The organism is Micromonospora sp. MW-13 (genome assembly GCF_003434305.1).
Classification (GTDB): domain Bacteria; phylum Actinomycetota; class Actinomycetes; order Mycobacteriales; family Micromonosporaceae; genus Micromonospora.
Window position 1 is genome coordinate 22,215 of record NZ_QKKX01000022.1, and the last position, 25,399, is coordinate 47,613.

22 protein-coding genes are annotated in these 25,399 nt (G+C 71.6%); 21 read left to right on the top strand and 1 reads right to left on the bottom strand.

All coding sequences use genetic code 11. The annotated features are described in order from the left end of the window. Positions 1 to 27: 27 nt before the first annotated feature. From mqnC to C5N14_RS13490, 20 genes are all read left to right on the top strand, one after another. Positions 28 to 1,218: a cyclic dehypoxanthinyl futalosine synthase gene (gene mqnC, locus C5N14_RS13395; protein WP_117668418.1), complete on the top strand. Its 1,191-nt coding sequence runs from the start codon at positions 28 to 30 to the stop codon at positions 1,216 to 1,218. Positions 1,219 to 1,599: 381 nt separating this feature from the next. Continuing rightward, entirely contained in the window at positions 1,600 to 2,838 is a 1,239-nt protein-coding gene (locus tag C5N14_RS13400; RefSeq protein WP_117668419.1) for an LPXTG cell wall anchor domain-containing protein, read from the top strand. Positions 2,839 to 2,947: 109 nt separating this feature from the next. Beyond that, positions 2,948 to 3,658, top strand: a complete 711-nt coding sequence (locus C5N14_RS13405; RefSeq protein ID WP_117668420.1) for a demethylmenaquinone methyltransferase — start codon at positions 2,948 to 2,950, stop codon at positions 3,656 to 3,658. A gap of 68 nt (positions 3,659 to 3,726) precedes the next feature. After that, positions 3,727 to 3,951 carry a hypothetical protein gene (locus C5N14_RS13410; RefSeq protein ID WP_117668421.1) on the top strand — a complete coding sequence of 75 codons (225 nt, stop codon included), beginning with the start codon at positions 3,727 to 3,729 and terminating at the stop codon, positions 3,949 to 3,951. A gap of 133 nt (positions 3,952 to 4,084) precedes the next feature. Beyond that, positions 4,085 to 5,362: a geranylgeranyl reductase family protein gene (locus C5N14_RS13415; RefSeq protein ID WP_117668422.1), complete on the top strand. Its 1,278-nt coding sequence runs from the start codon at positions 4,085 to 4,087 to the stop codon at positions 5,360 to 5,362. A 180-nt stretch (positions 5,363 to 5,542) separates the two neighbouring features. Continuing rightward, complete coding sequence (locus C5N14_RS13420; RefSeq protein WP_117668423.1) at positions 5,543 to 5,908, top strand: NADH-quinone oxidoreductase subunit A; 366 nt, start codon at positions 5,543 to 5,545, stop codon at positions 5,906 to 5,908. Between the two features lie 13 nt (positions 5,909 to 5,921). Next, positions 5,922 to 6,599 carry an NADH-quinone oxidoreductase subunit B family protein gene (locus tag C5N14_RS13425; RefSeq protein WP_117668424.1) on the top strand — a complete coding sequence of 226 codons (678 nt, stop codon included), beginning with the start codon at positions 5,922 to 5,924 and terminating at the stop codon, positions 6,597 to 6,599. A gap of 5 nt (positions 6,600 to 6,604) precedes the next feature. After that, complete coding sequence (locus C5N14_RS13430) at positions 6,605 to 7,342, top strand: NADH-quinone oxidoreductase subunit C (RefSeq protein WP_117668425.1); 738 nt, start codon at positions 6,605 to 6,607, stop codon at positions 7,340 to 7,342. Positions 7,343 to 7,451: 109 nt separating this feature from the next. Continuing rightward, complete coding sequence (locus C5N14_RS13435; RefSeq protein ID WP_117668426.1) at positions 7,452 to 8,777, top strand: NADH-quinone oxidoreductase subunit D; 1,326 nt, start codon at positions 7,452 to 7,454, stop codon at positions 8,775 to 8,777. Then, positions 8,774 to 9,850: an NADH-quinone oxidoreductase subunit NuoE gene (gene nuoE / locus C5N14_RS13440; protein ID WP_243639555.1), complete on the top strand. Its 1,077-nt coding sequence runs from the start codon at positions 8,774 to 8,776 to the stop codon at positions 9,848 to 9,850. The genes C5N14_RS13435 and nuoE overlap by 4 nt, the downstream gene beginning before the upstream one ends. Further along, positions 9,847 to 11,163, top strand: coding sequence for an NADH-quinone oxidoreductase subunit NuoF (nuoF, locus tag C5N14_RS13445; protein ID WP_117668427.1), 1,317 nt, complete (start codon positions 9,847 to 9,849; stop codon positions 11,161 to 11,163). The genes nuoE and nuoF overlap by 4 nt, the downstream gene beginning before the upstream one ends. 58 nt (positions 11,164 to 11,221) lie before the next feature. Then, positions 11,222 to 13,735: an NADH-quinone oxidoreductase subunit G gene (locus C5N14_RS13450; RefSeq protein WP_117668428.1), complete on the top strand. Its 2,514-nt coding sequence runs from the start codon at positions 11,222 to 11,224 to the stop codon at positions 13,733 to 13,735. Continuing rightward, entirely contained in the window at positions 13,732 to 15,084 is a 1,353-nt protein-coding gene (gene nuoH / locus C5N14_RS13455; RefSeq protein WP_117668429.1) for an NADH-quinone oxidoreductase subunit NuoH, read from the top strand. The genes C5N14_RS13450 and nuoH overlap by 4 nt, the downstream gene beginning before the upstream one ends. A gap of 1 nt (position 15,085) precedes the next feature. After that, entirely contained in the window at positions 15,086 to 15,727 is a 642-nt protein-coding gene (nuoI, locus tag C5N14_RS13460) for an NADH-quinone oxidoreductase subunit NuoI (RefSeq protein WP_117668430.1), read from the top strand. Beyond that, positions 15,724 to 16,494 (top strand): NADH-quinone oxidoreductase subunit J, encoded by a 771-nt coding sequence (locus tag C5N14_RS13465; RefSeq protein ID WP_117668431.1) that lies wholly within the window; start codon positions 15,724 to 15,726, stop codon positions 16,492 to 16,494. The genes nuoI and C5N14_RS13465 overlap by 4 nt, the downstream gene beginning before the upstream one ends. A gap of 178 nt (positions 16,495 to 16,672) precedes the next feature. Further along, positions 16,673 to 16,972, top strand: coding sequence for an NADH-quinone oxidoreductase subunit NuoK (gene nuoK, locus C5N14_RS13470; protein ID WP_117668432.1), 300 nt, complete (start codon positions 16,673 to 16,675; stop codon positions 16,970 to 16,972). Positions 16,973 to 16,998: 26 nt separating this feature from the next. Beyond that, positions 16,999 to 18,945 carry an NADH-quinone oxidoreductase subunit L gene (gene nuoL / locus C5N14_RS13475; protein ID WP_117668462.1) on the top strand — a complete coding sequence of 649 codons (1,947 nt, stop codon included), beginning with the start codon at positions 16,999 to 17,001 and terminating at the stop codon, positions 18,943 to 18,945. Between the two features lie 64 nt (positions 18,946 to 19,009). Next, on the top strand, positions 19,010 to 20,542 hold the full coding sequence (locus tag C5N14_RS13480) for an NADH-quinone oxidoreductase subunit M (protein WP_117668433.1): 1,533 nt from the start codon (positions 19,010 to 19,012) through the stop codon (positions 20,540 to 20,542). Beyond that, a complete protein-coding gene (gene nuoN / locus C5N14_RS13485) occupies positions 20,539 to 22,092 on the top strand; it encodes an NADH-quinone oxidoreductase subunit NuoN (protein WP_117668434.1) in 1,554 nt (517 codons plus the stop codon). Before C5N14_RS13480 ends, nuoN begins: the two co-directional genes overlap by 4 nt. A 90-nt stretch (positions 22,093 to 22,182) precedes the next feature. Then, entirely contained in the window at positions 22,183 to 23,265 is a 1,083-nt protein-coding gene (locus tag C5N14_RS13490) for a polyprenyl synthetase family protein (protein ID WP_117668435.1), read from the top strand. A gap of 7 nt (positions 23,266 to 23,272) precedes the next feature. Here the strand turns inward: C5N14_RS13490 and C5N14_RS13495 are convergent, their stop codons facing one another. Beyond that, a complete protein-coding gene (locus tag C5N14_RS13495; RefSeq protein WP_117668436.1) occupies positions 23,273 to 24,454 on the bottom strand; it encodes an MFS transporter in 1,182 nt (393 codons plus the stop codon). 154 nt (positions 24,455 to 24,608) lie between these two features. Here C5N14_RS13495 and C5N14_RS13500 point away from each other — a divergent pair, with 154 nt between their 5' ends. Next, positions 24,609 to 25,388 carry an IclR family transcriptional regulator gene (locus C5N14_RS13500; protein WP_117668437.1) on the top strand — a complete coding sequence of 260 codons (780 nt, stop codon included), beginning with the start codon at positions 24,609 to 24,611 and terminating at the stop codon, positions 25,386 to 25,388. Positions 25,389 to 25,399: the final 11 nt, after the last annotated feature.

The window sequence follows — 25,399 nt, forward strand, 5'->3', positions numbered from 1 at the left end:
GGGGCGGGGCGACGTAGGCTCGGGGGCGTGAGTGTGAGCCGGGAGATCGACGACATCCTGCAGCGCGGCGCGGACGGCGGGCGGATCACGCCCGAAGAGGCCCTGCTGATCTACACCGAGGCGCCCTTCCACGCCCTCGGCGAGGCGGCCGACGCGGTGCGCCGGCGGCGCTATCCCGACGACATCGTCACGTACCTGATCGACCGCAACATCAACTACACGAACGTCTGCGTGACGGCCTGCAAGTTCTGCGCCTTCTACCGCGCTCCGAAGCACCGGGAGGGGTGGACCCACCCGACCGAGGAGATCCTGCGCCGCTGCGGCGAGGCGGTCGAGCTGGGCGCCACCCAGGTCATGCTCCAGGGCGGCCACCACCCCGACTACGGGGTGGAGTACTACGAGGAGCTGTTCTCCTCGGTGAAGAAGGCGTACCCGCAGCTCGCCATCCACTCGATCGGGCCGAGCGAGATCCTGCACATGGCCAAGGTCTCCGGCGTCGGCCTCGACGAGGCCATCGCCCGGATCAAGGCGGCCGGGCTGGACTCGATCGCCGGCGCCGGCGCCGAGATGCTGCCGGACCGGCCGCGCAAGGCCATCGCGCCGCTCAAGGAGTCCGGCGCGCGCTGGCTGGAGGTCATGGAACTGGCCCACCGGCAGGGCCTGGAGTCGACCGCGACGATGATGATGGGCACCGGCGAGACCAACGCCGAACGGATCGAGCACCTGCGGATGATCCGCGACGTACAGGACCGCACCGGGGGGTTCCGGGCGTTCATCCCGTGGACGTACCAGCCGGAGAACAACCACCTCAAGGGCCGCACGCAGGCCACCACGCTGGAGTACCTGCGGCTGGTCGCGGTGGCCCGGCTGTTCTTCGAGACGGTCCCGCACCTCCAGGCGTCCTGGCTGACCACCGGCAAGGACGTCGGGCAGCTCGCCCTGCACATGGGGGTGGACGACCTCGGCTCGATCATGCTGGAGGAGAACGTCATCTCCTCGGCCGGCGCCCGGCACCGCTCCAACCTGCACGAGCTGATCGGCATGATCCGCTCGGCCGACCGCATCCCGGCCCAGCGGGACACCCTCTACCGCCGGCTCGCGGTGCACCGCACCCCGGCCGACGACCCGACCGACGACCGGGTGGTCTCGCACTTCTCGTCGATCGCCATGCCCGGCGGCGGTGCGGGCCGGCCGCTGCCGTTGGTCGAGGTCAACTGACCCACCGCGCACCGGCGGGCACGCTGGGCGAGCGCTCACCGGCCGGTCGGCCGGTGAGCCGATCGGCGGTCCGGACAGTTCTGCTCGGCCTGTCGGACCTGGTGTGCGTCCTGTCGCCCGGAAGGGTCGCGCAGGCCAGCGCGGGTCGCTAACGTCCCTCGCGACGTGGTTCGAGGCCCAGTCCTCCATCGGCCCGTGGGGGCCGTTCACATAGAGCACGGCGGTGGGGGCGGGATGGGTGACCATCCCGCCCCCACCGTCGTAACGGGTGGGGGCCGGACGGATGAATTGCCGAGTCCACTCCTGGCGCATTCGATCTACCTCGGATAACGTCCGCTCGGTTCCGCAAAACCTCCCTCCTTCCCTAACCCCGGGGGATCAATGACCTCGTTCCACCGTTCGGCCCTGGCCCGGGTGGGCGCCGTGGCGCTGCTGGCCGCCGGTGGCCTGGCCACCGCAGCGGCCCCGGCCCAGGCAGCCGACCAGGCCGACCTGGCGCTCGTCCCGATCAGCGAGAACCTGGCCCTGGGCGTCAAGGCGGCCAAGGCCAAGCCGTTCAAGTTCATCGTCAACAACACCCGCAGCTCGGTGGCGGCCCGGGACGTCCGGGTCACCGTGGAGACGAAGGGCCTGACCAAGCGGGTCGGTGTCGTGGTCCCCGACGGCTGCGACGTCTCCGGCACCGCCTTCACCTGCCTGCTCGGCGACCTCGCCGGCGGCACCAGTGAGGACTTCGGGATCCCGCTGTTCAGCACCGGCGCCCGGGGCAAGGGCGGCGCGCTGACGGTGACGATCACCTCGGCGACCGCCGACCCGAACACGGACGACAACAGCGAGACCGTCGACGTCACCGTCACCCGACCCGGCTACGACCTCACCTCCTGGGTCCAGGACGGGTACGCCAACGTCGTGGTCGACGGCGCGCAGAGCAACGAGCCGGACCTCAAGCCGATCCCGCGCGGCGCGACCGCCCCGCTGGACTGGGCGATCTACAACGACGGCAGCCGCCGGGCGACCGGCGTCTTCTACACCATCACCCTGCCGGCCAAGGTCAGCTTCGCGAAGCTGCCCGAGAACTGCGTCGAGCAGGAGATCCGCGGCCTGGCCCAGGCGTTCTGCGAGGACTCCGGCGCGGTGCTCCGGCCGGGCGAGTACTACACCGACGACGTCCGGGTGAAGGTCGCCGCGGACGCCGACCAGCCGGTGCTGCGCATCGGCGAACTCTTCGCGTCCGGGCTGGACGAGGCGCAGGGTGCTCCCGAGGCGGAGCCGCAGGTCGCCTCGGCGGCCCAGCGGCGCGCCTTCACCGAGACGGACGAGCTCGACAACCAGGCCGTCTTCGACGTCTTCGTGGACCTGTCCGCGCAGCCCACCCCCACCCCCACCCCCACCCCGACGTCGACCGGCACCCCGACCCCGGGCCCGTCGGGTGGGCCGAGCGCGACCAACTCGCCGGGCACCGGCGGTGGTGGTGGCGGGCTCCCGGTGACCGGCGCGCAGGCCGGGCTGATCGGTGGCGTCGGCGGCGCCGTGCTGCTGGCCGGTGGGGCGCTGCTGGTGCTCTCCCGCCGCCGCCGGGTGCTGCTGGTGACCCCGGGGGACGAGAAGTCGAACGACTGACGCGTCCGGTGCGCCGGCACGGGCGGGGTGGGCGACCACCCCGCCCGTCCGCGTTTTCCCGCACCGCCCCGGCGCCGGTCGGTGGGACGCCGGCTGGCAGAGTGGAGGGGTGAGCCGTACCCCGCAGGGCCAGCGCGCCAACCTGGACAAGCAGCCGCACGAGGTCGCCGCGATGTTCGACGGCGTGGCGGCCCGTTACGACCTGACCAACACCGTCCTCTCCTTCGGGCAGGACCGGTTCTGGCGGCGGGCCACCCGGGCCGCGCTCGGGCTCGGCCCCGGCGACCGGGTGCTGGACGTCGGCGCGGGCACCGGCGTCTCGACCGAGGAACTGGCCCAGTCCGGCGCGTACGCGATCGGCGCGGACCTCTCCCTCGGCATGCTGCACGCGGGCAAGCGGTCCCGCCCCTCGGTGCCGCTGCTGGCCGGGGACGCGCTGCGGCTGCCCTTCGCCGACGCGAGCTTCGACGCGGTGACCATCTCCTTCGCGCTGCGCAACGTGTCGGACACCGACGCCGCCCTGCGTGAGCTGGCCCGGGTCACCCGGCCCGGTGGCCGGCTGGTGGTCTGCGAGTTCAGCACCCCGGTGAACCCGGCGTTCCGCACGGTCTACCTGTCGTACCTGATGGGTTCCCTGCCGGCGGTGGCCCGCACCGTGTCCAGTAACCCGGACGCCTACGTCTACCTCGCCGAGTCGATCCGGGCCTGGCCCGACCAGCCGGCCCTGGCGGCGCGGATCGGCGCGGCCGGCTGGGGCCGGGTGGCCTGGCGCAACCTCACCGGCGGCGTGGTCGCCCTGCACCGGGCGGTTCGCGACTGACCCGGTCCGACTGTGGCGCGTTTCGTGGATATGCCGAATTAGTCCACTTTGCCCCGTAAGCTCGCTCCATGACGGGAGCAGAGCCGGCGCGCGCGACGCCGAGTGACGATGCCGTGGAACTCGTCGCTCAGCTCAGGGAGTTGGCGGGGGTCGACCCGGCCGACGTCCGTCAAGTGGTGGCGGAGGTGCTGGCGGCCCTGGACCGTGCGGCCGGCGGCGCCCTGCGGGACCACCTGCCGGAGGCCATCCGGGTCGACGCGGGTCTGGACGAGCCCACCTCCGCGCCGCATTGACCCCTTTGTGGAGCCCGGCGGCTCCCACCTCGGCAAGTTAGGGCCACCTAACCCGGCGGGGACGTAACGCCGGTCCTAGACTCCACCCGACTGGCTTGTGAAGGATTTCACGAGCGCGCGGGAGGAGGCGCAGATGACCGCGGTGGAGAACGACGCCGACGTGATCGTCGTGGGCGCCGGTCCCGGTGGCTCGGCGACGGCCTACCACCTGGCGCGGCACGGCGTGCGGGTGCTGCTGCTGGAGAAGACCGAGTTCCCCCGGGAGAAGGTCTGCGGCGACGGGCTGACCCCGCGCGCGGTCCGGCAGCTCATCCGGATGGGCGTGGACACCTCGACCGAGGCGGGCTGGCTGCACAACCGGGGCCTGCGGGTGATCGGCGGCGGCGTCCGCCTGGAACTGGACTGGCCGGACCTGGCCAGCTTCCCCAACTACGGCCTGGTCCGCACCCGGCTCGACTTCGACGACCTGCTCGCCCAACGCGCCGTCTCGGCCGGGGCGAAGCTGCGCACCAGCGTCAACGTGATCGGCCCGGTGCTCGACGCCGACGACCGGGTGGTCGGGGTGGAGGCCGAGGTCGGCCCGGACAAGGAGCCGGCCACCTACCGCGCCCCGCTGGTGGTCGCCGCGGACGGCGTCTCCGGCCGGTTCCCGCTCGCCCTCGGGCTGGCCAAGCGGGAGGACCGGCCGATCGGGGTGGCCGTCCGGCGGTACTACCGCTCACCCGCCAAACACGACGACAACTACCTGGAGTCGTGGCTGGAGCTGCGCAGCAAGGACAGCGGCGACAACCTGCTCCCCGGGTACGGCTGGATCTTCGGCCTCGGTGACGGGCGGGTCAACGTCGGCCTCGGCGTGCTCAACTCCTCCACCGCCTTCGGCAAGACCAACTACCGGCGGCTGCTCACCGACTGGCTGGCCAACACCCCCGAGGACTGGGGGATGACCGACGAGGCGAACGCCGAGGGGCCGATCCTCGGCGCGGCGCTGCCGATGGGCTTCAACCGGGTGCCGCACTACACCCGCGGCGTCATGCTGGTCGGCGACTCCGGCGGCATGGTCAACCCGTTCAACGGCGAGGGCATCGCGTACGCGATGGAGTCCGGCGAGCTGGCCGCGGAGATCGCGGTGCAGGCCCTCGCCCGGCCGGCCGGCGCCGAGCGGGAGCGGGCGCTGATGGCGTACCCGCAGGAGCTGAAGGCCCGGTTCGGCGGCTACTACCGGCTCGGCGGGATCTTCGTGAAGCTGATCGGCCGTCCGGAGATCATGCGGGTGGCCACCAAGCACGGCATGCCGCACCCCGCCCTGATGCGCTTCGTGCTCAAGCTGCTGGCCAACCTGACCGACCCGCGCGGCGGGGACGCGATGGACCGGGTCATCAACGCGATGACGAAGGCGGCGCCAGCCGTGTAGCGCGAGGAGTTCGCGTGAGCCCGCAGGCCGCCGACGAGTGCGGGACTGCGGCCGGGACGGTCGACGAGGACCGCAGGCCGGACCGGGATCGACCCCGCCGACAGCTGTCGTGAGGGACGTGAATAGTGTGATTTTGGCCAACCACCGCCGAGGGCAGGGAAGGACGAGCAGGAGACCACAATGACGCTCTCGCCTTACGCACCCATCATCGGGCTGTTCGCCCTCGCCGCGGCGTTCGCGCTGTTCTCCGTGGCCGCCGCCCGCTTCGCCGGCCCGCTCCGGTACAACAAGGCCAAGCTCGAGGCGTACGAGTGCGGCATCGAACCCAGCCCGCAGCCCGTCGGGGGCGGCCGGTTCCCGATCAAGTTCTACCTGACGGCGATGCTCTTCATCGTCTTCGACATCGAGATCATCTTCCTCTACCCCTGGGCGGTCTCGTTCGACGCCCTGCCGATCTTCGGCTTCGTGGAGATGGTCCTGTTCATCGTCGCGGTCTTCGTCGCGTACGCCTACGTGTGGCGGCGCGGCGGCCTGGACTGGGACTGAGAGAGGCACGCAGATGGGTATCGAGGAGAAGCTTCCCGCCGGCGTCCTGCTCACCTCCGTGGAGAAGCTGGTCAACTGGTCGCGGAAGACGTCCTTCTGGGGCGCCACCTTCGGCCTGGCCTGCTGCGCCATCGAGATGATGGCCGCCGGTGGCCCGCACTACGACCTGGGCCGCTGGGGCATGGAGGTGTTCCGCGCCTCGCCCCGGCAGGCCGACCTGATGATCGTGGCCGGCCGGGTGAGCCAGAAGATGGCCCCGGTCCTGCGCCAGATCTACGACCAGATGGCCGAGCCTCGCTGGGTGCTCTCGATGGGCGTCTGCGCCAGCAGCGGCGGCATGTTCAACAACTACGCCATCGTGCAGGGCGTCGACCACATCGTGCCCGTCGACATGTACCTCCCGGGCTGCCCGCCCCGGCCGGAGATGCTCATCGACGCGATCCTCAAGCTCCGCGAGAAGGTCATGCACGAGCCGCTGGGCCCGAACGGCCGCAAGATGCTGGAGGCCCGCCGGGAGCGCGGCGACCTGCCGGTCGTCCCGTACGGCTCGATGCCGTCGTCGTACCGCAGTGACAAGGCCCGCCGCGCCGAGTGGACCAAGGCGGTCCGCGAGGGGCGCGAGGAGCAGCTGCGGATCGAGAACTGGATGAAGGCCCAGAACCACCTCCACCCGCACGGGGGCATCAAGTGAGCGCGATGGGCGCACCTTCCGACAAGCCGAACACCGGTGGCCTGCCGGTGCCGGTGACGCCGGCCGGGGCCAGCAGCGGCGCGCCGGCCGAGCACCCGCCGGCCAGCCCGGCCGGGCGCGGCATGTTCGGCATCCACGGCACGGGCGACGTCTCCGGCTTCGGGGGACTGGTCCGCCAGCGCCAGCCGGTCGAGGAGACCCCCCGGCCGTACGGGGGCTACTTCGACGAGGTCCGCGACGCGCTGGAGGAGGCGTACCCGGCGTTCGGCGACGCGATCGAGAAGGTCGTGGTCGACCGGGGCGAACTGACCCTGCACGTCCGCCCGGAGCGGATCGCCGAGGTCTGCCAGGTGCTGCGGGACGACCTGGCCCTGCGCTTCGAGCTGTGCTCCTCGGTCTCCGGGGTGGACTACCTCGGTGCGGACGAGCGCCGGCTGCACGTGGTCTACCAGCTCACCTCGATGACGTACCGCCGCCGGGTGCGGCTGGAGGCCGCGGTGTCCGCCGAGGCCCCGCACCTGCCGAGCGTCACCGGCGTCTACCCGACCGCCGACTGGCAGGAGCGGGAGGCGTACGACATGTTCGGGGTCGTCTTCGACGGGCACCCCAACCTGACCCGGATCCTCATGCCGGACGACTGGGAGGGGCACCCCCAGCGCAAGGACTACCCGCTGGGTGGCGTGCCGGTCGAGTACAAGGGCGCCGAGATTCCGCCGCCGGACCGCAGGAGGTCGTACCAGTGATCGGTGCGAGGAGTGAGCCTGCGAGCCCCAGTCGCTCGCGCGAGGAGCGAGCGCAGCGAGCCCCGCAGTCGCGGGCCGAGGTCTGCGTAGTCCCGATCGGAGGGCTGAAATGACCACGTCCAACTACGCCACCGAGCGCGAGACCACCGAGGGCAGGGTCTTCACCGTCACCGGTGGGGACTGGGACCAGATCGTCTCCGGCACGGACCCGATCAACGACGAGCGGATCGTCGTGAACATGGGTCCGCAGCACCCGTCCACCCACGGCGTGCTCCGGCTGGTCCTGGAGCTGGAGGGCGAGACCGTCCGGGAGGCGCGGTCGGTCATCGGGTACCTGCACACCGGCATCGAGAAGAACCTGGAATACCGCAACTGGGTCCAGGGCTCGACCTTCGTGACCCGGATGGACTACCTCGCTCCGCTGTTCAACGAGACGGCGTACAGCCTCGCGGTGGAGAAGCTGCTCGGCATCACCGACGACATCACCGAGCGGGCCACCACGATCCGGGTCCTGATGATGGAGCTGAACCGGATCTCCTCGCACCTGGTCTGGGTGGCCACCACGGCCATGGAGCTGGGCGCGATCAACATGATGCTGTACGGCTTCCGCGAGCGGGAGTACATCCTCGACATCTTCGAGAGCATCACCGGCCTGCGGATGAACCACGCGTACGTCCGGCCGGGCGGCGTGGCGCAGGACGTGCCGGACGAGGCGATCGTCAAGATCCACAAGTTCCTCAAGATGCTGCCGAAGAGGCTCAAGGAGTACGAGGACCTCCTCTCCGGCCAGCCGATCTGGACCGAGCGCACCAAGAACGTCGCGGTGCTCGACGCGACCGGCTGCCTCGCGCTGGGCGTCACCGGCCCGGTACTGCGCTCCGCCGGTCTCGCCTGGGACCTGCGCAAGACCATGCCGTACTGCGGCTACGAGACGTACGAGTTCGACGTGCCGACCCACCCGGACGGCGACGTCTGGGGCCGCTACCTGGTCCGGCTCGCCGAGATCCGGGAGTCGCTCAAGCTCGTCGAGCAGGCGCTGGACCGGTTGAAGCCAGGCCCGGTGATGGTGGCCGACAAGAAGATCGCCTGGCCGGCGCAGCTCGCCATCGGCGTCGACGGCATGGGCAACTCGCTGGAGCACGTGGCGAAGATCATGGGCCAGTCGATGGAGTCGCTGATCCACCACTTCAAGCTCGTCACCGAGGGCTTCCGGGTCCCGCCGGGCCAGGTGTACGTCGGCATCGAGTCGCCCCGCGGCGAGCTGGGCGTGCACGCCGTCTCCGACGGCGGCACCCGCCCGTACCGGGTGCACTACCGGGAGCCGAGCTTCGTCAACCTCCAGGCTCTCCCGGCGATGGCCGAGGGCGGCCTGATCGCCGACGTGATCGCCGGCGGCGCCTCGCTGGACCCCGTGATGGGTGGATGTGACCGATGACGACTTTCACTGAACAGACGCGGGAGCGGGCGCGGGAGATCGTCGCCCGGTACCCGGCCGACCGGTCCCGCTCGGCGCTGCTGCCGCTGCTGCACCTGGTGCAGTCGGAGGAGGGGTACGTCTCCCCGGCCGGCGTCGAGTTCTGCGCCGAGGTGCTCGGCCTGAACAAGGCCCAGGTCGGCGCGGTGGCCACCTTCTACACGATGTACAAGCGCAGGCCGACCGGCGACTACCTGGTGAGCGTCTGCACGAACACCATGTGCAACGTGCTCGGCGGGCAGGAGGTCTACGACACCCTGGCCGAGCACCTTGGCGTCGGCCACGACGAGACCACCGCCGACGGCAAGGTCACCCTGGAACACGCCGAGTGCCTGGCGGCCTGCGACTACGGCCCGGTGATGACCGTCAACTACGACTTCTTCGACGGCGTCGACCCGCAGACCGCCCTCGGGGTGGTCGAGGAGCTGCGCTCCGGCGGCCGGCCGATGCCGACCCGGGGCGCGCGGCTCTGCACGCTGAAGGAGATGGCGGTGCAACTCGCCGGCTTCGCCGACGAGCGCGAGGGCGCGGTGGCCGACGGTGGCCCGGGCGAGCCGAGCCTGCGCGGCCTGCGGCTGGCCGAGCAGCACGGCATCTCGGTGCCGGGCTACGACCCGAACACGCCGATCCGCAGCAAGGCCGAGGCGGACGCTGCCGCCGCGAGGGCGAAGGCCGCGGAACAGGCGAAGCCGGCCCCAGCCGTGAAGCCGGAGCCAGCCGTGAAGCCGGAGCCGGCCGCGGGCGCCGAGGCCCCCGGCACCAGGATCCCGGCCGACCCGACGCCCCCGGCGCCGCGCGACGCGCAGGAGGCCGAGGCCGCCGGCGTCGCCGCGAACGCGCCGGCCGGTGACCGCAAGCCCGCCGGCGACGAGGCCGGTGCGCAGGAGCGCTCGCTCAAGGAAGCGGAGGCATCCGCGGGAGCGAGGAGTGCGCTTGCGGGCCCCAGTCGCCCCCGCGAGGAGCGAGCGGAGCGAGCCCCGCAGTCGCGGGCTGAGAACCGCGCAGTCGCGAGCGAAGGGGGAACCCAGAAGTGACCACTCCTCGGCCGGAGACCCTGGCCAAGCTCACCCCCGTGCTGACCAAGCGCTGGCTGTCGCCGGACGCCTGGCGGATCGGCACGTACGAGAAGCTGGACGGCTACGCCGCCCTGCGCAAGGCGCTCAAGGCACACCCGGACGACCTGATCCAGCTCGTCAAGGACTCCGGGCTGCGCGGTCGCGGCGGCGCGGGCTTCCCGACCGGCCTGAAGTGGGGGTTCATCCCGCAGGGCGACGGCAAGCCGCACTACCTGGTGGTGAACGCCGACGAGGGTGAGCCGGGCACCTGCAAGGACCTGCCGCTGATGACCCACGACCCGCACTCGCTGGTCGAGGGCGTGATCATCGGGTCGTACGCGATCCGGGCCAGCCGGGCGTACATCTACATCCGCGGCGAGGCGGTGCACGCCGCCCGCCGGCTGCGCAACGCCGTGCAGGAGGCGTACGCCAAGGGCTACCTCGGGAAGAACATCCTCGGCTCCGGGTTCGACCTGGATCTGGTGGTGCACTCGGGCGCCGGGGCGTACATCTGCGGCGAGGAGACGGCGCTGCTGGACTCGCTGGAGGGCTTCCGGGGTCAGCCCCGGCTGCGCCCGCCGTTCCCGGCGACCCACGGCCTGTACGCCAGCCCCACGGTGGTCAACAACGTCGGCACCATCGCCAGCGTGCCGTACATCGTGCTCGGCGGGGCCGACTGGTGGAAGACCATGGGCACGGAGAAGTCCTCCGGGCCGATGATCTACTCGCTCTCCGGCCGGATCGCCAACCCGGGCCAGTACGAGTGCACGATGGGCGTCACGCTGCGCGAGCTGCTGGAGCTGGCCGGCGGCATGCAGCCGGGGCACAACCTGCGGTTCTGGACCCCGGGTGGCTCGTCCACCCCGCTGCTCGCCGCCGAGCACCTGGACGTGCCGCTGGACTTCGAGGGGGTGGCGGCGGCCGGCTCGATCCTGGGCACCACGGCCACCCAGATCTTCTCCGACCAGGACTGCCCGGTGTACGCGACGTACCGGTGGCTGGAGTTCTACCACCACGAGTCGTGCGGCAAGTGCACCCCGTGCCGCGAGGGCAACTACTGGATGGTCCGGGTCTACCGGCGGATCCTCGCCGGCCAGGGCACCCACGAGGACCTGGACACCCTGCTCGACACCTGCGACAACATCCTCGGCCGCTCGTTCTGCGGTCTGGGTGACGGTGCGACCAGCTCGGTGACCTCGTCGCTGAAGTACTTCAAGCAGGACTACCTCGACTACATCGAGGGACGTACCGCGCCGAAGCTGTCGGACAAGCAGCTGGTGGGAGCGCACTGATGCGAGCGCGAGGAGTGAGCGGAGCGAGCCCCGCAGTCGCGAGCGAAAGGCAAGCACTGTGACCGACGTAGCCAAGCAGACCGAGACCGTCACGCTCACCATCGACGGGGTCGAGGTCACCGCGCCCAAGGGCGCGCTGCTGATCCGGGTCGCCGAGCAGTTGGGCACCGAGATCCCGCGCTTCTGCGACCACCCGCTGCTGGCCCCGGCCGGCGCGTGCCGGCAGTGCCTGGTCGAGGTGGAGGGCCAGCGCAAGCCGGTGGCCTCCTGCACCCAGACCGTCGCCGACGGCATGGTGGTCCGCACCCAGCTCACCTCCGGCGTCGCCAAGAAGGCGCAGGAGGGGGTCATGGAGCTGCTGCTGCTCAACCACCCGCTCGACTGCCCGATGTGCGACAAGGGCGGCGAGTGCCCGCTGCAGAACCAGGCGATGTCCACCGGCCGGTCGGACTCCCGGTTCCACGAGCACAAGCGGGAGTACGAGAAGCCGATGCCGATCAGCACCCAGGTGCTGCTCGACCGCGAGCGTTGCGTGCTCTGCCAGCGGTGCACCCGGTTCTCCGAGGAGATCGCCGGTGACAAGTTCATCGACCTGATGGGCCGGTCGTCCGCCGAGGAGATCAACATCTACCGGGACGAGGCGTACGGCGAGGAGGGCGATGCGGGGGACGTCCCGTTCAACTCGTACTTCTCCGGCAACACCGTGCAGATCTGCCCGGTGGGCGCGCTGACCGGCGCGCAGTACCGGTTCCGGGCCCGCCCGTTCGACCTGGTCTCCAGCCCGAGCGTGTGCGAGCACTGCTCGGCCGGCTGCGCCCAGCGCACCGACTGGCGGCGCGGCAAGGTGACCCGCCGGTTGGCCGGCGACGACCCGCAGGTCAACGAGGAGTGGAACTGCGACAAGGGGCGTTGGGGCTTCCAGTACGCCCGCGCCTTCGACCGGCTCACCAATCCGCTGGTCCGCGACTCCGAGACCGGTGAGCTGCGCGAGGCGTCGTGGAGCGAGGCGCTGACCGTCGCCGCCGAGGGGCTGCGGGCAGCCCGGGACGGCGGGCGGGGCACGGCGGTGCTGACCGGCGGCCGGCTGACCGTCGAGGACGCGTACGCGTACGCGAAGTTCGCCCGGGTCGCGCTCAACACCAACGACATCGACTTCCGGGCCCGGCCGGTCTCCCGCGAGGAGTCCGACTTCCTGGCCAGCACGGTCGCCGGGCGCACCGACGTGACCTACGCCGACGTGGAGAACGCTCCGGCGGTGGTGCTGGTCGGGCTGGAGCCGGAGGAGGAGTGCCCGATCCTCTTCCTGCGGCTGCGCAAGGCGTACCTGAAGAAGAAGCTGACGGTGTACGCGATCGCGCCGTTCGCCACCCGCGGCCTGGAGAAGCTCGGGGCCAAGCTGGCCCGGGTGGTGCCGGGCGAGGAGGCGAGCGTGCTCGCCGAGCACGCGACGGTGGCCGAGGCGCTGAGCACCCCGGGCGCGATCCTGGTCGTCGGCGAGCGGCTGGGCGAGGTGCCCGGCGGCCTGTCGGCGGCGGCGGACGTCGCCCGGCGTACCGGCGCGAAGTTGGCCTGGGTGCCGCGGCGCGCGGGCGACCGCGGGGCCGTCGACGCCGGTTGCCTGCCCAACCTGCTTCCCGGCGGCCGGCCGGTCACCGAGCCGGCGGCCCGGGCCGAGCTGGGCGAGGCGTGGGACATCGCGGCCGGGGTGATCCCGAGCCAGGCCGGGCGGGACACCGACGGCATCCTCACCGCCGCCGCGAACGGCCAGCTCGGCGCGCTGGTGGTGGCCGGGGTCGACCCGGCCGACCTGGCCGACCCGCGGCTGGCCGAGCAGGCCCTCGACGCGGTGCCGTTCCTGGTCAGCCTGGAGCTGCGCAACAGCGCGGTGGCCCGCCGGGCCGACGTGGTCCTCCCGGTGGCCCCGGTGGTCGAGAAGGCCGGCAGCTTCCTGGACTGGGAGGGCCGGCTGCGCCCCTTCGAGGCGGTGCTGCACACGGCCGCGATGACCGACGGCCGGGTGCTGGACGCGCTCGCCGCGCTGCTCGACGTGCAGCTCGGCACGGGCGACGTGCTCAGCGTCCGCCGCGAGCTGGGCAGCCTGCCGCCGACCCGGGCCGACCGGCCGTCCGCGCCATCGGTGGAGCCGGCCACGGTGCCGCAGCCCGGTGCCGGCGAGGCCGTCCTGGCCACCTGGCACCAGCTCATCGACCTGGGCAGCCTCACCGACGGTGACGAGCACCTGGGCGGCACCGCCCGCCCGCCGGTGGTGCGGGTGGGCAAGGGCACCGCCGAGTCGCTCGGCGTCGCCGACGGTGACCCGGTGACGGTGGGCACCGACCGCGGGGCGATCACCCTGCCGGCCGCGATCACCGAGATGCCGGACGGCGTCGTCTGGCTGCCGACCAACTCACCCGGCTCCACCGTGCGGCGCGGCCTCGGCGCGACGTCCGGCGCGGTGGTACGGATCTCCGCAGCGGCGGTCGCCGCGACGGAGCAGGCCACTGCGGCGGTCGCCGCAGACGAGGCCGGCCGACCGGGTCCGCTCCTCAACACCGGGGGTGTTTCCCAGTGAACGCGGTCTACCTGGCCCAGGACCCGACGCTGGCCGACTTCGGCAAGGACCCGTGGTGGCTGGTCCTGATCAAGGTCGTCTTCGCCTTCGTCGTCGCCGTGCTGGCCACGCTGCTCGGCGTCTGGTTCGAACGGCGGGTCGTCGGCCGCATGGCGGTGCGGCCCGGCCCCAACCAGGCCGGCCCGTTCGGCCTGCTCCAGACCCTGGCCGACGGCCTGAAGATGGCCTTCAAGGAGGACATCCTCCCGAAGGCGGCGGACAAGGTCGTCTTCTTCTTCGCGCCGACCATCTCGGTGATCTGCGCGGTCACCGCCCTGTCGGTGGTGCCGTTCGGTCCGATGGTGAGCATCTTCGGCCACCACACGCCGCTCCAGGTCACCGACGTGCCGGTGGCGGTGCTGGTGCTGCTGGCCTGCTCGTCGATGGGCATCTACGGCATCGTGCTCGGCGGGTGGGCCTCCGGCTCGACGTACCCGCTGCTCGGCGGCCTGCGCTCCAGCGCCCAGATGATCTCCTACGAGGTCGCGATGGGGCTGAGCATCGTGGCGGTGTTCATGACCGCCGGCACGATGTCCACCAGCGGGATCGTCGCCGCCCAGGGGGACGCCACCCGGCTGACCATCCTCGGCACCGAGGTCCCGGCCCCCGGCTGGTACGCGATCCTGCTGCTGCCGAGCTTCATCATCTTCTTCATCTCGACCGTCGGTGAGACCAACCGGGCGCCGTTCGACCTCCCCGAGGCCGAGTCGGAGCTGGTCGCCGGCTACATGACCGAGTACAGCTCGCTGAAGTTCGCGCTCTTCATGCTCAGCGAGTACGTCGCGATGGTGACCATGTCCGCGGTCACCACGACGTTGTTCCTCGGCGGCTGGCGGGCCCCGTGGCCGATCACCCTGTGGGAGGGCGCCAACTCCGGTTGGTGGCCGATGCTGTGGTTCTTCGGCAAGGTGATCGCTCTGGTCTTCGTGTTCGTCTGGCTCCGCGGCACCCTGCCCCGGCTCCGGTACGACCAGTTCATGCGCTTCGGCTGGAAGGTGCTGCTGCCGATCAACCTGGTCTGGATCCTGGTCCTGGCCGGCCTGCGGTCGATCGAGGGCTGGCAGACCAGGGACCGGCTGCTCGCCACCGCGGTCGGCGCGGGCGTGCTGCTGCTGGCCACGCTGCTCTGGCCGAGCCGCAAGCCGAAGCCGAAGCCGTCGCTCCAGGAGCAGGCCAACAGCCGCCCGCACGGCAGCTTCCCGCTGCCACCGATGGACCTGCAAGTGCCACCGAGCCCGCGCACCAAGCGTGTGGTCGCCGAGCGGGAGCCGGCCAACGTCGCCGCCGGCTCGGACTCCAGGGAGGTGTGACGTGGGCGCGATCACCGGAACGTTCAAGGGCTTCGGGGTCACCTTCTCGCACATGTTCAAGAAGGTCGTCACGACCGACTACCCGTTCAAGCCGCCGGTCTCGGCGCCGCGCTACCACGGGCGGCACATCCTCAACCGGCACCCGGACGGCCTGGAGAAGTGCATCGGCTGCGAGCTGTGCGCCTGGGCCTGCCCGGCCGACGCGATCTACGTCGAGGGCGGGGACAACACCGAGGAGAACCGCCTCTCGCCGGGTGAGCGGCACGCGTCGGTCTACCAGATCAACTACGCCCGCTGCATCTTCTGCGGGCTGTGCATCGAGGCCTGCCCGACCCGGTCGCTGACCATGAGCAACGAGTACGAGCTGGCCCGGGACAACCGGCAGGATCTGATCTTCACGAAGGAGCAGTTGCTCGCGCCGCTGCTGCCCGGCATGGAGCAGCCGCCGCACCCGATGCGGCTCGGGGACAGCGAGAAGGACTACTACGTCGGCGCGCTGACCAACCCGGGCACGTCGGCCGGGGCCGAGCACGCGACCAACAGCCCGGGCCGGTACCAGGTCCAGGAGCACCCCGGGGTGACCTTCCCCGGCGCCGAGCAGCACGCCCAGCGGGCGGCGGCGGGCAAGGGGGACGGGGCATGACCACGCAGACGGTGCTCGCCGCGGCGGGCGGGGTGTCCGGCGGCGAGGAGGTCACCTTCTGGATCCTCGCCCCGCTGGCGCTGCTCGGCGCGATCGGCATGGTCGCCGCGCGCAACGCCGTGCACTCGGCGCTCTGGCTGGTGCTGACCATGCTCTGCCTCGGCGTGTTCTACGTCCTGCAGGCCGGGCCGTTCATCGGCATGGTGCAGATCATCGTCTACACCGGCGCGATCATGATGCTCTTCCTGTTCGTGCTGATGCTGGTCGGCCGGGACGCCTCGGACTCGCTGATCGAGACGCTGCGCGGCCAGCGGGTCGCCGCGGTGCTGCTCGGGCTCGGCTTCGCCGGCCTGGTCGGCGGCGGCCTCTACCGGGCGCTGGACGGCGTCCAGGCGGTGGGCCTGGAGCAGGCCAACGCCGAGGGGAACGTCCAGGGCATCGCCCGGCTGCTGTTCACGAAGTACGTCTTCGCCTTCGAGCTGACCTCGGCGCTGCTGATCACCGCCGCGGTCGGCGCGATGGTGCTGGCGCACGTCGAGCGGCGCAAGGAAGACAAGATGGACCAGGTCGCCACGATGAAGGCCCGCTTCGCCCCGGGCAACTACCCCGGCCCGAAGCCCGGCCCGGGCGTCTTCGCCACCTCCTCCTCGGTGGCCACCCCGGCCCGCCTGCCCGACGGCCGGCTGACCGAGCGTGGCATCTCGACGATCCTGCCGGTGCGGGAGCTGACCGCCGAGGACACCTCATTGAAGGGGACAGACCGGTGAGCGCGAGGAGTGCAGCGAAGCGGAGCCCCGCAGTCGCGAACGAAAGGCAGGCTTCGGTGAGCGCGAGGAGTGCAGCGAAGCGGAGCCCCGCAGTCGCGAACGAAAGGCAGGCTTCGGTGAGCGCGAGGAGTGCAGCGAAGCGGAGCCCCGCAGTCGTGAACGAAAGGCAGGATCGGGCATGACCCCGGACTACTACCTGGTGCTCGCCGCGGTGCTGTTCACCATCGGTGCGGCGGGGGTGCTCATCCGGCGCAACGCGATCGTGCTGTTCATGTGCGTCGAGCTGATGTTGAACGCGGCCAACCTGACCCTCGTCACCTTCAGTCGGATCAACGGTGACCTGAACGGCCAGATCATGTCGTTCTTCGTCATGGTGGTGGCCGCGGCCGAGGTCGTGGTCGGCCTCGCGATCATCATGTCCATCTTCCGGACCCGGCGCTCCGCGAGCGTCGACGACGCCAACCTGCTCAAGTACTAGAGGGGCCAGCAGTGGGAGAGATTCTGATGAACGCCCCGGCCGAGCCGGCAGGTGCCGTCACCTACGCCTCGGCGAGCGGGCTGCTCGGCAGCGTCTGGCTGCTGGTGGCGATCCCGCTGGCCAGCGCGGCGATCCTGCTGCTGCTGGGTCGGCGGTCCGACCGCTGGGGGCACTGGCTCGGGGTGGCCTCGATCGGCGCCTCCTTCGTGCTCGGTCTGACCTACTTCTTCCAGCTGCGCGGCCTGGAGAACAAGTCGGTCGAGCTGAGCCTGTGGGACTTCATCGCCGTCGGTGACTTCAAGGTGGACTTCGGCCTGCTGTTCGACCCGCTGGCTGCGGTCTTCGTCCTGCTGATCACCGGGGTGGGCTTCCTGATCCACCTGTACGCGGTCGAGTACATGGCGCACGACGAGGGCCGGCGGCGGTTCTTCGCCTACTTCAACCTGTTCGTCGCCGCGATGCTCCTGCTGGTGCTCGGCAACAACTACGTGATGCTGTACTTCGGCTGGGAGGGCGTCGGCCTGGCGTCGTACCTGCTGATCTCCTTCTGGTACGGCCGGCCGAGCGCGGCCACCGCCGGCAAGAAGGCGTTCCTGATGAACCGGGTCGGCGACGCCGGCCTGGCGATCGGCATCTTCATCATGTTCGCCACCCTCGGCACCACCCAGTACGACGAGGTGTTCAACGGGGTCGGCTCGCTGACCGCGACCACGGTGCTGGTGCTCGGCCTGCTGCTGCTGCTCGGGGCGACCGGCAAGTCCGGCCAGTTCCCGCTCCAGGCGTGGCTGCCGGACGCGATGGAGGGCCCGACCCCGGTGTCGGCGCTCATCCACGCCGCCACCATGGTCACCGCGGGCGTCTACCTGATCGCCCGGTCCAACCCGATCTTCTCGGCCAACTCGACGCTCCAGCTCGTGGTGGTCAGCGTCGGCGCGCTGACCCTGCTGATCGGCTGCATCATCGGCGCGGCCAAGGACGACATCAAGCGGGTGCTGGCCTGGTCGACGGTGAGCCAGATCGGCTACATGTTCGTCGGCGTCGGCCTCGGCGGCGGCGCGTACGCGCTGGCCATCGTGCACCTGCTGGCGCACGGCTTCTTCAAGGCCAACATGTTCCTCGGCGCCGGCTCGGTCATGCACGGCATGCACGACCAGGTGGACATCCGCCGCTTCGGCGGGCTCGCGAAGCACATGAGGATCACCTGGATCACGTTCATGATGGGCTGGCTGGCCATCATCGGCATCCCCCCGCTGTCCGGCTACTTCTCCAAGGAGCCGATCATCGTCGCCGCCTTCACGCGGGACGACTGGACGGCCTGGCTCTTCGGCGGGGCGGCGCTGCTCGGCGCCGGGCTCACCGCGTTCTACATGACCCGGCTGTTCGTGCTCACCTTCCACGGCCCGAAGCGGTGGACCGAGGACATCGAGCACCCGCACGAGTCGCCGAAGCTCATGACGATCCCGCTGGTCCTGCTCGCGGTCGGCTCGGTGCTCGCCGGTGGCCTGATGGCGTGGAACGACGGCCTGGCCTCCTGGCTGACGCCGGTGCTCGGCAGCGAGGCCGGCGAGGCGCACCATCCGGTGCTGTCGCACACGGTGATCACGATCCTCTCGCTGCTGGTCACCGTGGGCGGGGCCGGGCTGGCCTGGTTCCTGTTCCGCACCGGCACGGCCACCGAGCCGCAGCCGGCGGGTGTGCTGGTCACCGCCGCCCGGCGCAACCTCTACACGGACGCCGTCAACGAGGCGGTCTTCGAGAAGCCGGGGATCTTCCTCACCCGGGCGCTGGTCTTCCTCGACAACCGGGGCGTCGACGGGCTGGTCAACGGCCTGGCCGCCGCAGTGGGCGGGGGCTCGGGCCGACTCCGGCGGCTGCAGACCGGCTTCGTCCGGTCGTACGCGACGTCCATCCTGGCCGGCGCGTTGCTGGTGGTGGCGGCGTTCCTGGCCGTGCAGGCGGGGTGGCTGGCGTGATCGACCTCTCTACGGCCGCCCCCGCCGGCGGACCACGCAGTGACGACGGAGGTAAGGCCGCATAATGTCCAACTTCCCGTTCCTCTCGGTGCTGACCGTGGCGCCGCTGGTCGGCGCGCTGGTGGTGGCCCTCCTGCCGCGTCGCCGGCCGGACCTGGCCAAGCAGGTGGCCCTCGGGTGGTCGCTGCTGGTGCTGGTGCTGTCGGTGGTCATGTGGGTCGCCTTCAAGACCGACGGTGACCGGCTCCAGTTCCGCGAGTCGTACACCTGGATCCCGCAGTGGGACGCCCGGTTCACCTTCGCCGCCGACGGCATCGCGCTGGTGATGCTGATGCTGATCGCGGTGCTGGTGCCGCTCGTCATCCTGGCGTCGTGGCACGACGCCGAGTCGTCGAAGCGTTCGGTGCCGGTCTACTTCGCCCTGCTGCTCATCCTCGAAAGCACGATGATCGGCGTCTTCGCCGCCGCCGACGTGTTCCTGTTCTACGTGTTCTTCGAGGTCATGCTGGTGCCGATGTACTTCCTCATCGGCAGCTACGGCGGTCACCAGCGGCAGTACGCGGCCGTGAAGTTCTTCCTCTACTCGCTGGTCGGCGGCCTGTTCATGCTCGCCGCGGTGATCGGCCTCTGGGTCGTCGGCGGGAAGACCTTCGACTGGCAGGCGCTGACCCAGGTGGACATCTCCACCGGCACGGAGCGCTGGCTGTTCCTCGGCTTCTTCCTCGCCTTCGCGATCAAGGCGCCGTTCTTCCCGTTCCACACCTGGCTGCCGGACGCCGGTGGCGCGGCCCCGGCCGGGGCCGCCGCGTTGCTGGTCGGCGTGCTGGACAAGGTCGGCACCTTCGGCATCCTGCGGTACTGCCTGCCGCTGTTCCCGGAGGCGTCGAAGTGGTTCGCCCCCTGGGCGCTGGCGCTCGGGGTGATCGGCATCATCTACGCGGCGCTGCTCGCGGTCGGCCAGAACGACCTGAAGCGGCTGGTGTCGTACACCTCGATCGCGCACTTCGGGTTCATCGGGGTCGGCATCTTCGCCTTCACCACCCAGGCCGGCACGGGCGCGGTGCTCTACATGCTCAACCACGGCCTCGCCACCGGCCTGCTCTTCCTGGTGGTGGGGATGCTGGTGGCCCGGCGCGGCTCGGCCCTGATCAGCGACTTCGGCGGCGCGGGCAAGCTGGTGCCGCTGCTGGCCGGGGTGCTCTTCTTCGCCGGTCTGGCCTCGCTGGCGCTGCCCGGCACCGCGCCGTTCGTCTCCGAGTTCCTGGTGCTGATCGGCACCTTCACGGTGAACAAGCCGGTCGCGGTGATCGCGACGCTCGGCATCATCCTGGCTGCCGCGTACGTGCTGTGGATGGTGCAGCGCACCACCCAGGGCACGCTCAACCCGGCCCTGGCCGAGATCGAGCCGATGCGCCGCGATCTCAACCTGCGCGAGAAGGTCGTGGTCGCGCCGCTGATCGCGCTGATCGTGCTGCTCGGCTTCTACCCCAAGCCGGTCACCGATGTCATCAACCCCGCCGTCCGGGCCACCATGGAGGACGTCGGCAGGACCGATCCCGCCCCCGAGGTCGGCAGCATCCAGGAGGCCGCCAAATGACCGAGCTGAAGTTGCCGTCGATCGACTACGCGGCGCTCGCTCCGATTTTGATCATGCTCGGGGCCGCCCTGCTGGGCGTGCTGATCGAGGCATTCGTGCCCCGGAAGCAGCGGCGCCTGGCGCAGCTGTCGCTGGGGCTGCTGGCGGTGCTCGCCGCCCTGGTGATGGTGATCGTGAACTCCGGCGACCGGCTGATCACCGCCGGCGGGGCGATCGCCGTGGACGGGCCGACGCTGTTCCTCCAGGGCGCGATCCTGGTCCTCGCCGCGATGGCGCTGCTGCTGATCGGTGAGCGCTCGGTGGAGCGGGGCGGGGCGTTCGTCGCCCAGGCCGCCGTCACCGCCGAGTCGGCCGACGACCGGCGGCAGGCCGAGGGCAGCAACGGGGCGACCGAGGTCTACCCGCTGACCAGCTTCGCGATCGGCGGCATGCTGATCTTCGTGGCGGCGAACGACCTGCTCACCATGTTCATCGCCTTGGAGGTCTTCTCGCTGCCGCTCTACCTGCTCTGCGCGCTGGCCCGTCGCCGGCGGCTGCTGAGCCAGGAGGCGGCGATGAAGTACTTCCTGCTCGGCGCGTACGCCTCGGCGTTCTTCCTCTTCGGCGTGGCCCTGGTGTACGGGTTCACCTCCGGCATCCCGGGCCGGTCGGCGGGCGTCGACTTCGCCACCATCCACGCCGCGGTGACCGAGTCCCCGGCCAGCGAGGTGCTGCTCTTCGGCGGCGTGGCGCTGCTGGCGATCGGCCTGCTGTTCAAGGCCGCCGCCGCGCCGTTCCACGTCTGGACGCCGGACGTGTACCAGGGCGCCCCGACGCCGGTCACCGGCTTCATGGCGGCCTGCACCAAGGTCGCCGCGTTCGGCGCGCTGCTGCGGGTGTTCCACGTGGCGTTCTCCGGGGCGGCGTGGGACTTCACCCCCGTCCTCGGCGCGGTGGCGGTGCTGACCATGCTGGTCGGCGCGGTGCTGGCGGTGACCCAGACCGACATCAAGCGGCTGCTGGCGTACTCGTCGATCGCGAACGCCGGGTACCTGCTCGTCGGGGTGCTCGCGCCGAGCAAGGACGGGCTTTCCGGCACGATGTTCTACCTGGTCGCGTACGGGTTCTCGGTGCTCGCCGCGTTCGCGGTGGTGACCCTGGTCCGGGACGCCGACGGGGAGGCCACCCACCTGTCCCGCTGGGCCGGGCTGGGCCGGCGCTCGCCGTTCTTCGCGGCGATCTTCACCTTCATCCTGCTCGCCTTCGCCGGCATCCCGCTCACCAGCGGGTTCATGAGCAAGTTCGCCATCTTCGCCCCGGCGCTGGACGCCGGTCAGGCGTGGCTGGTGGTGGCGGGCGTGCTGACCAGCATGGTGCTGGCGTTCCCGTACCTGCGGGTCGTGGTGATGATGTGGCTGTCCGAGCCGGGCGAGTCCACCCCGACGGTCACCGTGCCGGGCGGGCTCACCTCGGCGGCCCTCACGATCGGCGTGCTGGCCACGCTGGTGCTGGGCGTCGTCCCGGGCCCGCTGCTCGATCTCGCCAACGGTGCCGCCGAATTCGTCCGATGACCGACCTTTCCCCGCGACGGGGCCGGCACGCGAGCGCGTGCCGGCCCCGTCGCCGTATCCCCCGTCCCGAGCAGGTCGAACGGGTGTGGCATGGTGGATAGCGTGGTGATTCCGGCTGGCGAGCGTTCAGGTGCCACCGGCTCCGTTCGGCGGAGTCGGGAGAGCACTGGTCAGTTCGGCGCGCTCGGCCTGCATCTGGCCGATTCCCGCGTCGAGGCGTCCGTGCTGGGCCTGCTGGAGTCCGTCGAGGCGGAACTGCGGGCCGGGGTGGCCAGCGCCGACCCGCTGGTGACCGAGGCAGCCCGGCACCTGGTGGACGCCGGCGGGAAGCGGTTCCGCCCGCTGCTGGTCGCGCTGGGCGCCCAGTTCGGCGATCCGACCCGCCCGCAGATCGTCCCCGCCGCCGTGGTGATGGAACTCACCCACCTGGCGACGCTCTACCACGACGACGTGATGGACGAGGCCGCCGTGCGCCGGGGCGCGCCGAGCGCCAACTCGCGCTGGACGAACTCGGTGGCAATCCTGGTCGGCGACTACCTGTTCGCCCGCGCCGCGGACGTCGCGGCCGAACTGGGCACCGAGGCGGTGCGCCTCCAGGCGCGCACCTTCGCCCGGCTGGTGCACGGGCAGATCGCCGAGACGGTGGGTCCCCGGGACGGGCAGGACCCGGTCGACCACTACCTGGGCGTGATCGCGGAGAAGACCGGCTCGCTGATCGCCACCTCGGCCCAGTTCGGCGGTCTGTTCGGCGGGGCGTCCGTCGAGCACACCGAGGCGCTGACCAGGTACGGCGAGACCGTCGGCGTGGCCTTCCAGCTATCCGACGACCTGCTGGACATCGCCAGCGAGTCGACGCAGTCGGGCAAGACCCCCGGCACGGACCTGCGCGAGGGGGTGCCGACGCTGCCGGTGCTCTACGCGCTCGCCACGGACGACTCCGACGCCGCCTCGGTGCGGCTGCGGGAGATTCTGGCCACCGGCCCGCTCGTCGACGACGACCTGCACGCCGAGGCCCTCGGCCTGCTCCGCGAGTCCCCGGCCCTGAAGCGGGCCCGGGAGACGGTCCGCAGCTACGCCGAGGACGCGCGGGCGCAGCTCGCCCCGCTGCCGGACGGGCCGTCCCGGCGGGCGCTGGAATCCCTCTGCGACTACATCGCCGACCGCACGAGCTGACCCCGCCTCAGCGGGCGCGCAGCAGGCGGGCCGCCGTGAGCATCAGGGTGGCCGACAGGATCATGGCCGCCGCCGCCGCGAGCCACATCGCCGGGTAGCCGAAGGCGGTGGCGGTCGCGCCGAGGGCCAGCGGGCCGAGGCAGCCGCCGGCGTACACCCCGGTCTGGGTGATCGAGGTGGCGGCGGCCGGGGCCTGCGGGTGCAGCCGGGCCACCGCGAAGGTCATCAGCCCGGGCCAGGCCCAGCCCAGGCCGAAGCCGAGCAGCACGCCGGCCACCAGCGGCACCGGCCCGGCCAGCGCGAGCAGGGCCAGCCCCAGGGCACCGACGACGAGCATGCCGGCGATGACCGCGACATGGCCGCCGTCGCGGCGGTCGGCCAGCCAGCCGGAGCCGATCCGGGCGGCCACGCAGACCACGCTGCCGAGGGTGAGGGTCAGCCCGGCCAAGCTCGGCGACAGCCCCCGGCCGGCGGACGAGTCGACCAGGAAGGTGCCGAGCGCGTTCGCGGCGGCAGCCGCCAGCGTCGCGGCCACGCCGACCGTCACCAGGCCCCAGCTCGCCCCGCCGGCTCGCCGGGTGCCGGCGGGCCGTTCCGGGTGGGCCTCCCGCGCCGGTACGAGCGCCAGCGCGGCCAGCGCGGCGACCGCGCCCGCCACGAAGGCCCACCGCCAGCCGGCCGTCACCGCGACGGTCGGCACGGCAAGGCCGGCCAGCAGGGTGGAGAGCGGGACCGCCGCCTGCTTCACCCCGAACGACAGCCCCTGCCGGCGGGGCGGCACGTGCCGGACCAGCGCCACGTTGCTGGCGAGCTGCCCCAGGGCGTTTGCGGCGGCGCCGAGCGCCAGCAGCACGACCAGCACCGGGTACGACCGCGCCAGCGCCGCCACGGCCAGCATCGACCCGGCGGAGAGCAGGATGCCGGCGCGGGCCACCACGGCCGGGCCGAGCCGTTCCACGAGGACGCCGGAGGGCACCGAGGCGACCGCGCTGACGCCGAAGTACACGGCCACCACGAGCCCCAGCCCGGCCGGGGAGAAGCCCAGGTCGGCACCCATCTGCACGGCGAGGCCGCCGACCAGGAAGACGGGCAGGACGCAGGCGACGGTGGTGGCGACGGCCCCCGCGCCGGCCCGGAGGGGGTGGCGGGCGACGGGCGGGGACGCGGGGTGCGGCGCGGTACGGGTCATGGTCCCGCAAACCTACGCGAGCCCACCTCAGACAACTCACCGTGTCGCTCGGCGCACTGACCGTTTAGGATGATCTGGCGTCGTCGATCCGAACAGGCATTTCGCCGAACGCCTGGATTTCATATGGTGTAAGTCCCCGGCGGCGGAGGTGGTTGTGCGCGACCCCTTGGCGGAACCTTCGGATCTCATCCGGAGCGTGTCCCGCGCGCTACGCGTGCTCGAATCGGTCGGTCGTGCCCCGAAGGGGCTGACCGTCAAGCAGATCGCGCGGCGCTGCGAGCTGACCGTGGCCACCACCTACCACCTGGTCCGCACCCTGGCGTACGAGGGCTACGTGATCCGCCGGGAGGACGGCACGTACATCGTCGGGCTGGAGATCGCCGACCGGTACCGCGAGCTGGTCACCGCGTTCCGGGGGCCGGCGCCGGTCGGCGAGTGCCTGCGGCGGGCCGCCCTGGACACCGGGTACAGCCACTACCTGGGCCGGTTCGTCGGCGGCCAGGTGGCGATCACCGCCGTCGCGGAGGGGCCCCGGTCGCCGTACCTGGAGGACATGGTCCCGGGCTTCGACGAGGGGGCGCACGCCACCGCGCTCGGCAAGGCCCTGCTGGCCACCCTCACCGCCGAGCAGCGCTTCCGCTACCTGCGGGAGTACGGCATGCGCCCGTTCACCAACGCCACCCTGACCAGCCCCGAGGCGTTCGAGGCGGACCTGGCGGCCGGCGACCGGCGCGGGATGCAGCTCGAACTGGGCCAGTTCCGGCAGGGCGTGGCGTGCGCCGCGGTGCTGGTCACCCCGGACAAGGACCTGGAGCGCCGGATGGTGCTGGCCTGCGCGCTGCCGGCCAGCGAGATGATGACCTCCGCCCGGGTGGTCCGGGCCAAGCTGCTCACCGTCGCCCGCGCCGTCGCCGACGCCGCCGTCGAGGGCTGAGACGACAGGGC

What these genes read in the sequence shown, in the direction of transcription:
- C5N14_RS13490 (WP_117668435.1), top strand. Translation starts at nt 22,183, where the DNA reads ATGGTGGATAGCGTGGTGATTCCGGCTGGCGAGCGTTCAGGTGCCACC.
- C5N14_RS13410 (WP_117668421.1), top strand. Translation starts at nt 3,727, where the DNA reads ATGACGGGAGCAGAGCCGGCGCGCGCGACGCCGAGTGACGATGCCGTG.
- nuoK (WP_117668432.1), top strand. Translation starts at nt 16,673, where the DNA reads ATGACCCCGGACTACTACCTGGTGCTCGCCGCGGTGCTGTTCACCATC.
- C5N14_RS13495 (WP_117668436.1), bottom strand. Translation starts at nt 24,454, where the DNA reads ATGACCCGTACCGCGCCGCACCCCGCGTCCCCGCCCGTCGCCCGCCAC.
- C5N14_RS13425 (WP_117668424.1), top strand. Translation starts at nt 5,922, where the DNA reads ATGGGTATCGAGGAGAAGCTTCCCGCCGGCGTCCTGCTCACCTCCGTG.
- C5N14_RS13420 (WP_117668423.1), top strand. Translation starts at nt 5,543, where the DNA reads ATGACGCTCTCGCCTTACGCACCCATCATCGGGCTGTTCGCCCTCGCC.
- nuoN (WP_117668434.1), top strand. Translation starts at nt 20,539, where the DNA reads ATGACCGAGCTGAAGTTGCCGTCGATCGACTACGCGGCGCTCGCTCCG.
- C5N14_RS13415 (WP_117668422.1), top strand. Translation starts at nt 4,085, where the DNA reads ATGACCGCGGTGGAGAACGACGCCGACGTGATCGTCGTGGGCGCCGGT.
- nuoE (WP_243639555.1), top strand. Translation starts at nt 8,774, where the DNA reads ATGACGACTTTCACTGAACAGACGCGGGAGCGGGCGCGGGAGATCGTC.
- C5N14_RS13430 (WP_117668425.1), top strand. Translation starts at nt 6,605, where the DNA reads ATGGGCGCACCTTCCGACAAGCCGAACACCGGTGGCCTGCCGGTGCCG.
- C5N14_RS13435 (WP_117668426.1), top strand. Translation starts at nt 7,452, where the DNA reads ATGACCACGTCCAACTACGCCACCGAGCGCGAGACCACCGAGGGCAGG.
- nuoL (WP_117668462.1), top strand. Translation starts at nt 16,999, where the DNA reads ATGAACGCCCCGGCCGAGCCGGCAGGTGCCGTCACCTACGCCTCGGCG.
- C5N14_RS13465 (WP_117668431.1), top strand. Translation starts at nt 15,724, where the DNA reads ATGACCACGCAGACGGTGCTCGCCGCGGCGGGCGGGGTGTCCGGCGGC.
- C5N14_RS13480 (WP_117668433.1), top strand. Translation starts at nt 19,010, where the DNA reads ATGTCCAACTTCCCGTTCCTCTCGGTGCTGACCGTGGCGCCGCTGGTC.
- C5N14_RS13400 (WP_117668419.1), top strand. Translation starts at nt 1,600, where the DNA reads ATGACCTCGTTCCACCGTTCGGCCCTGGCCCGGGTGGGCGCCGTGGCG.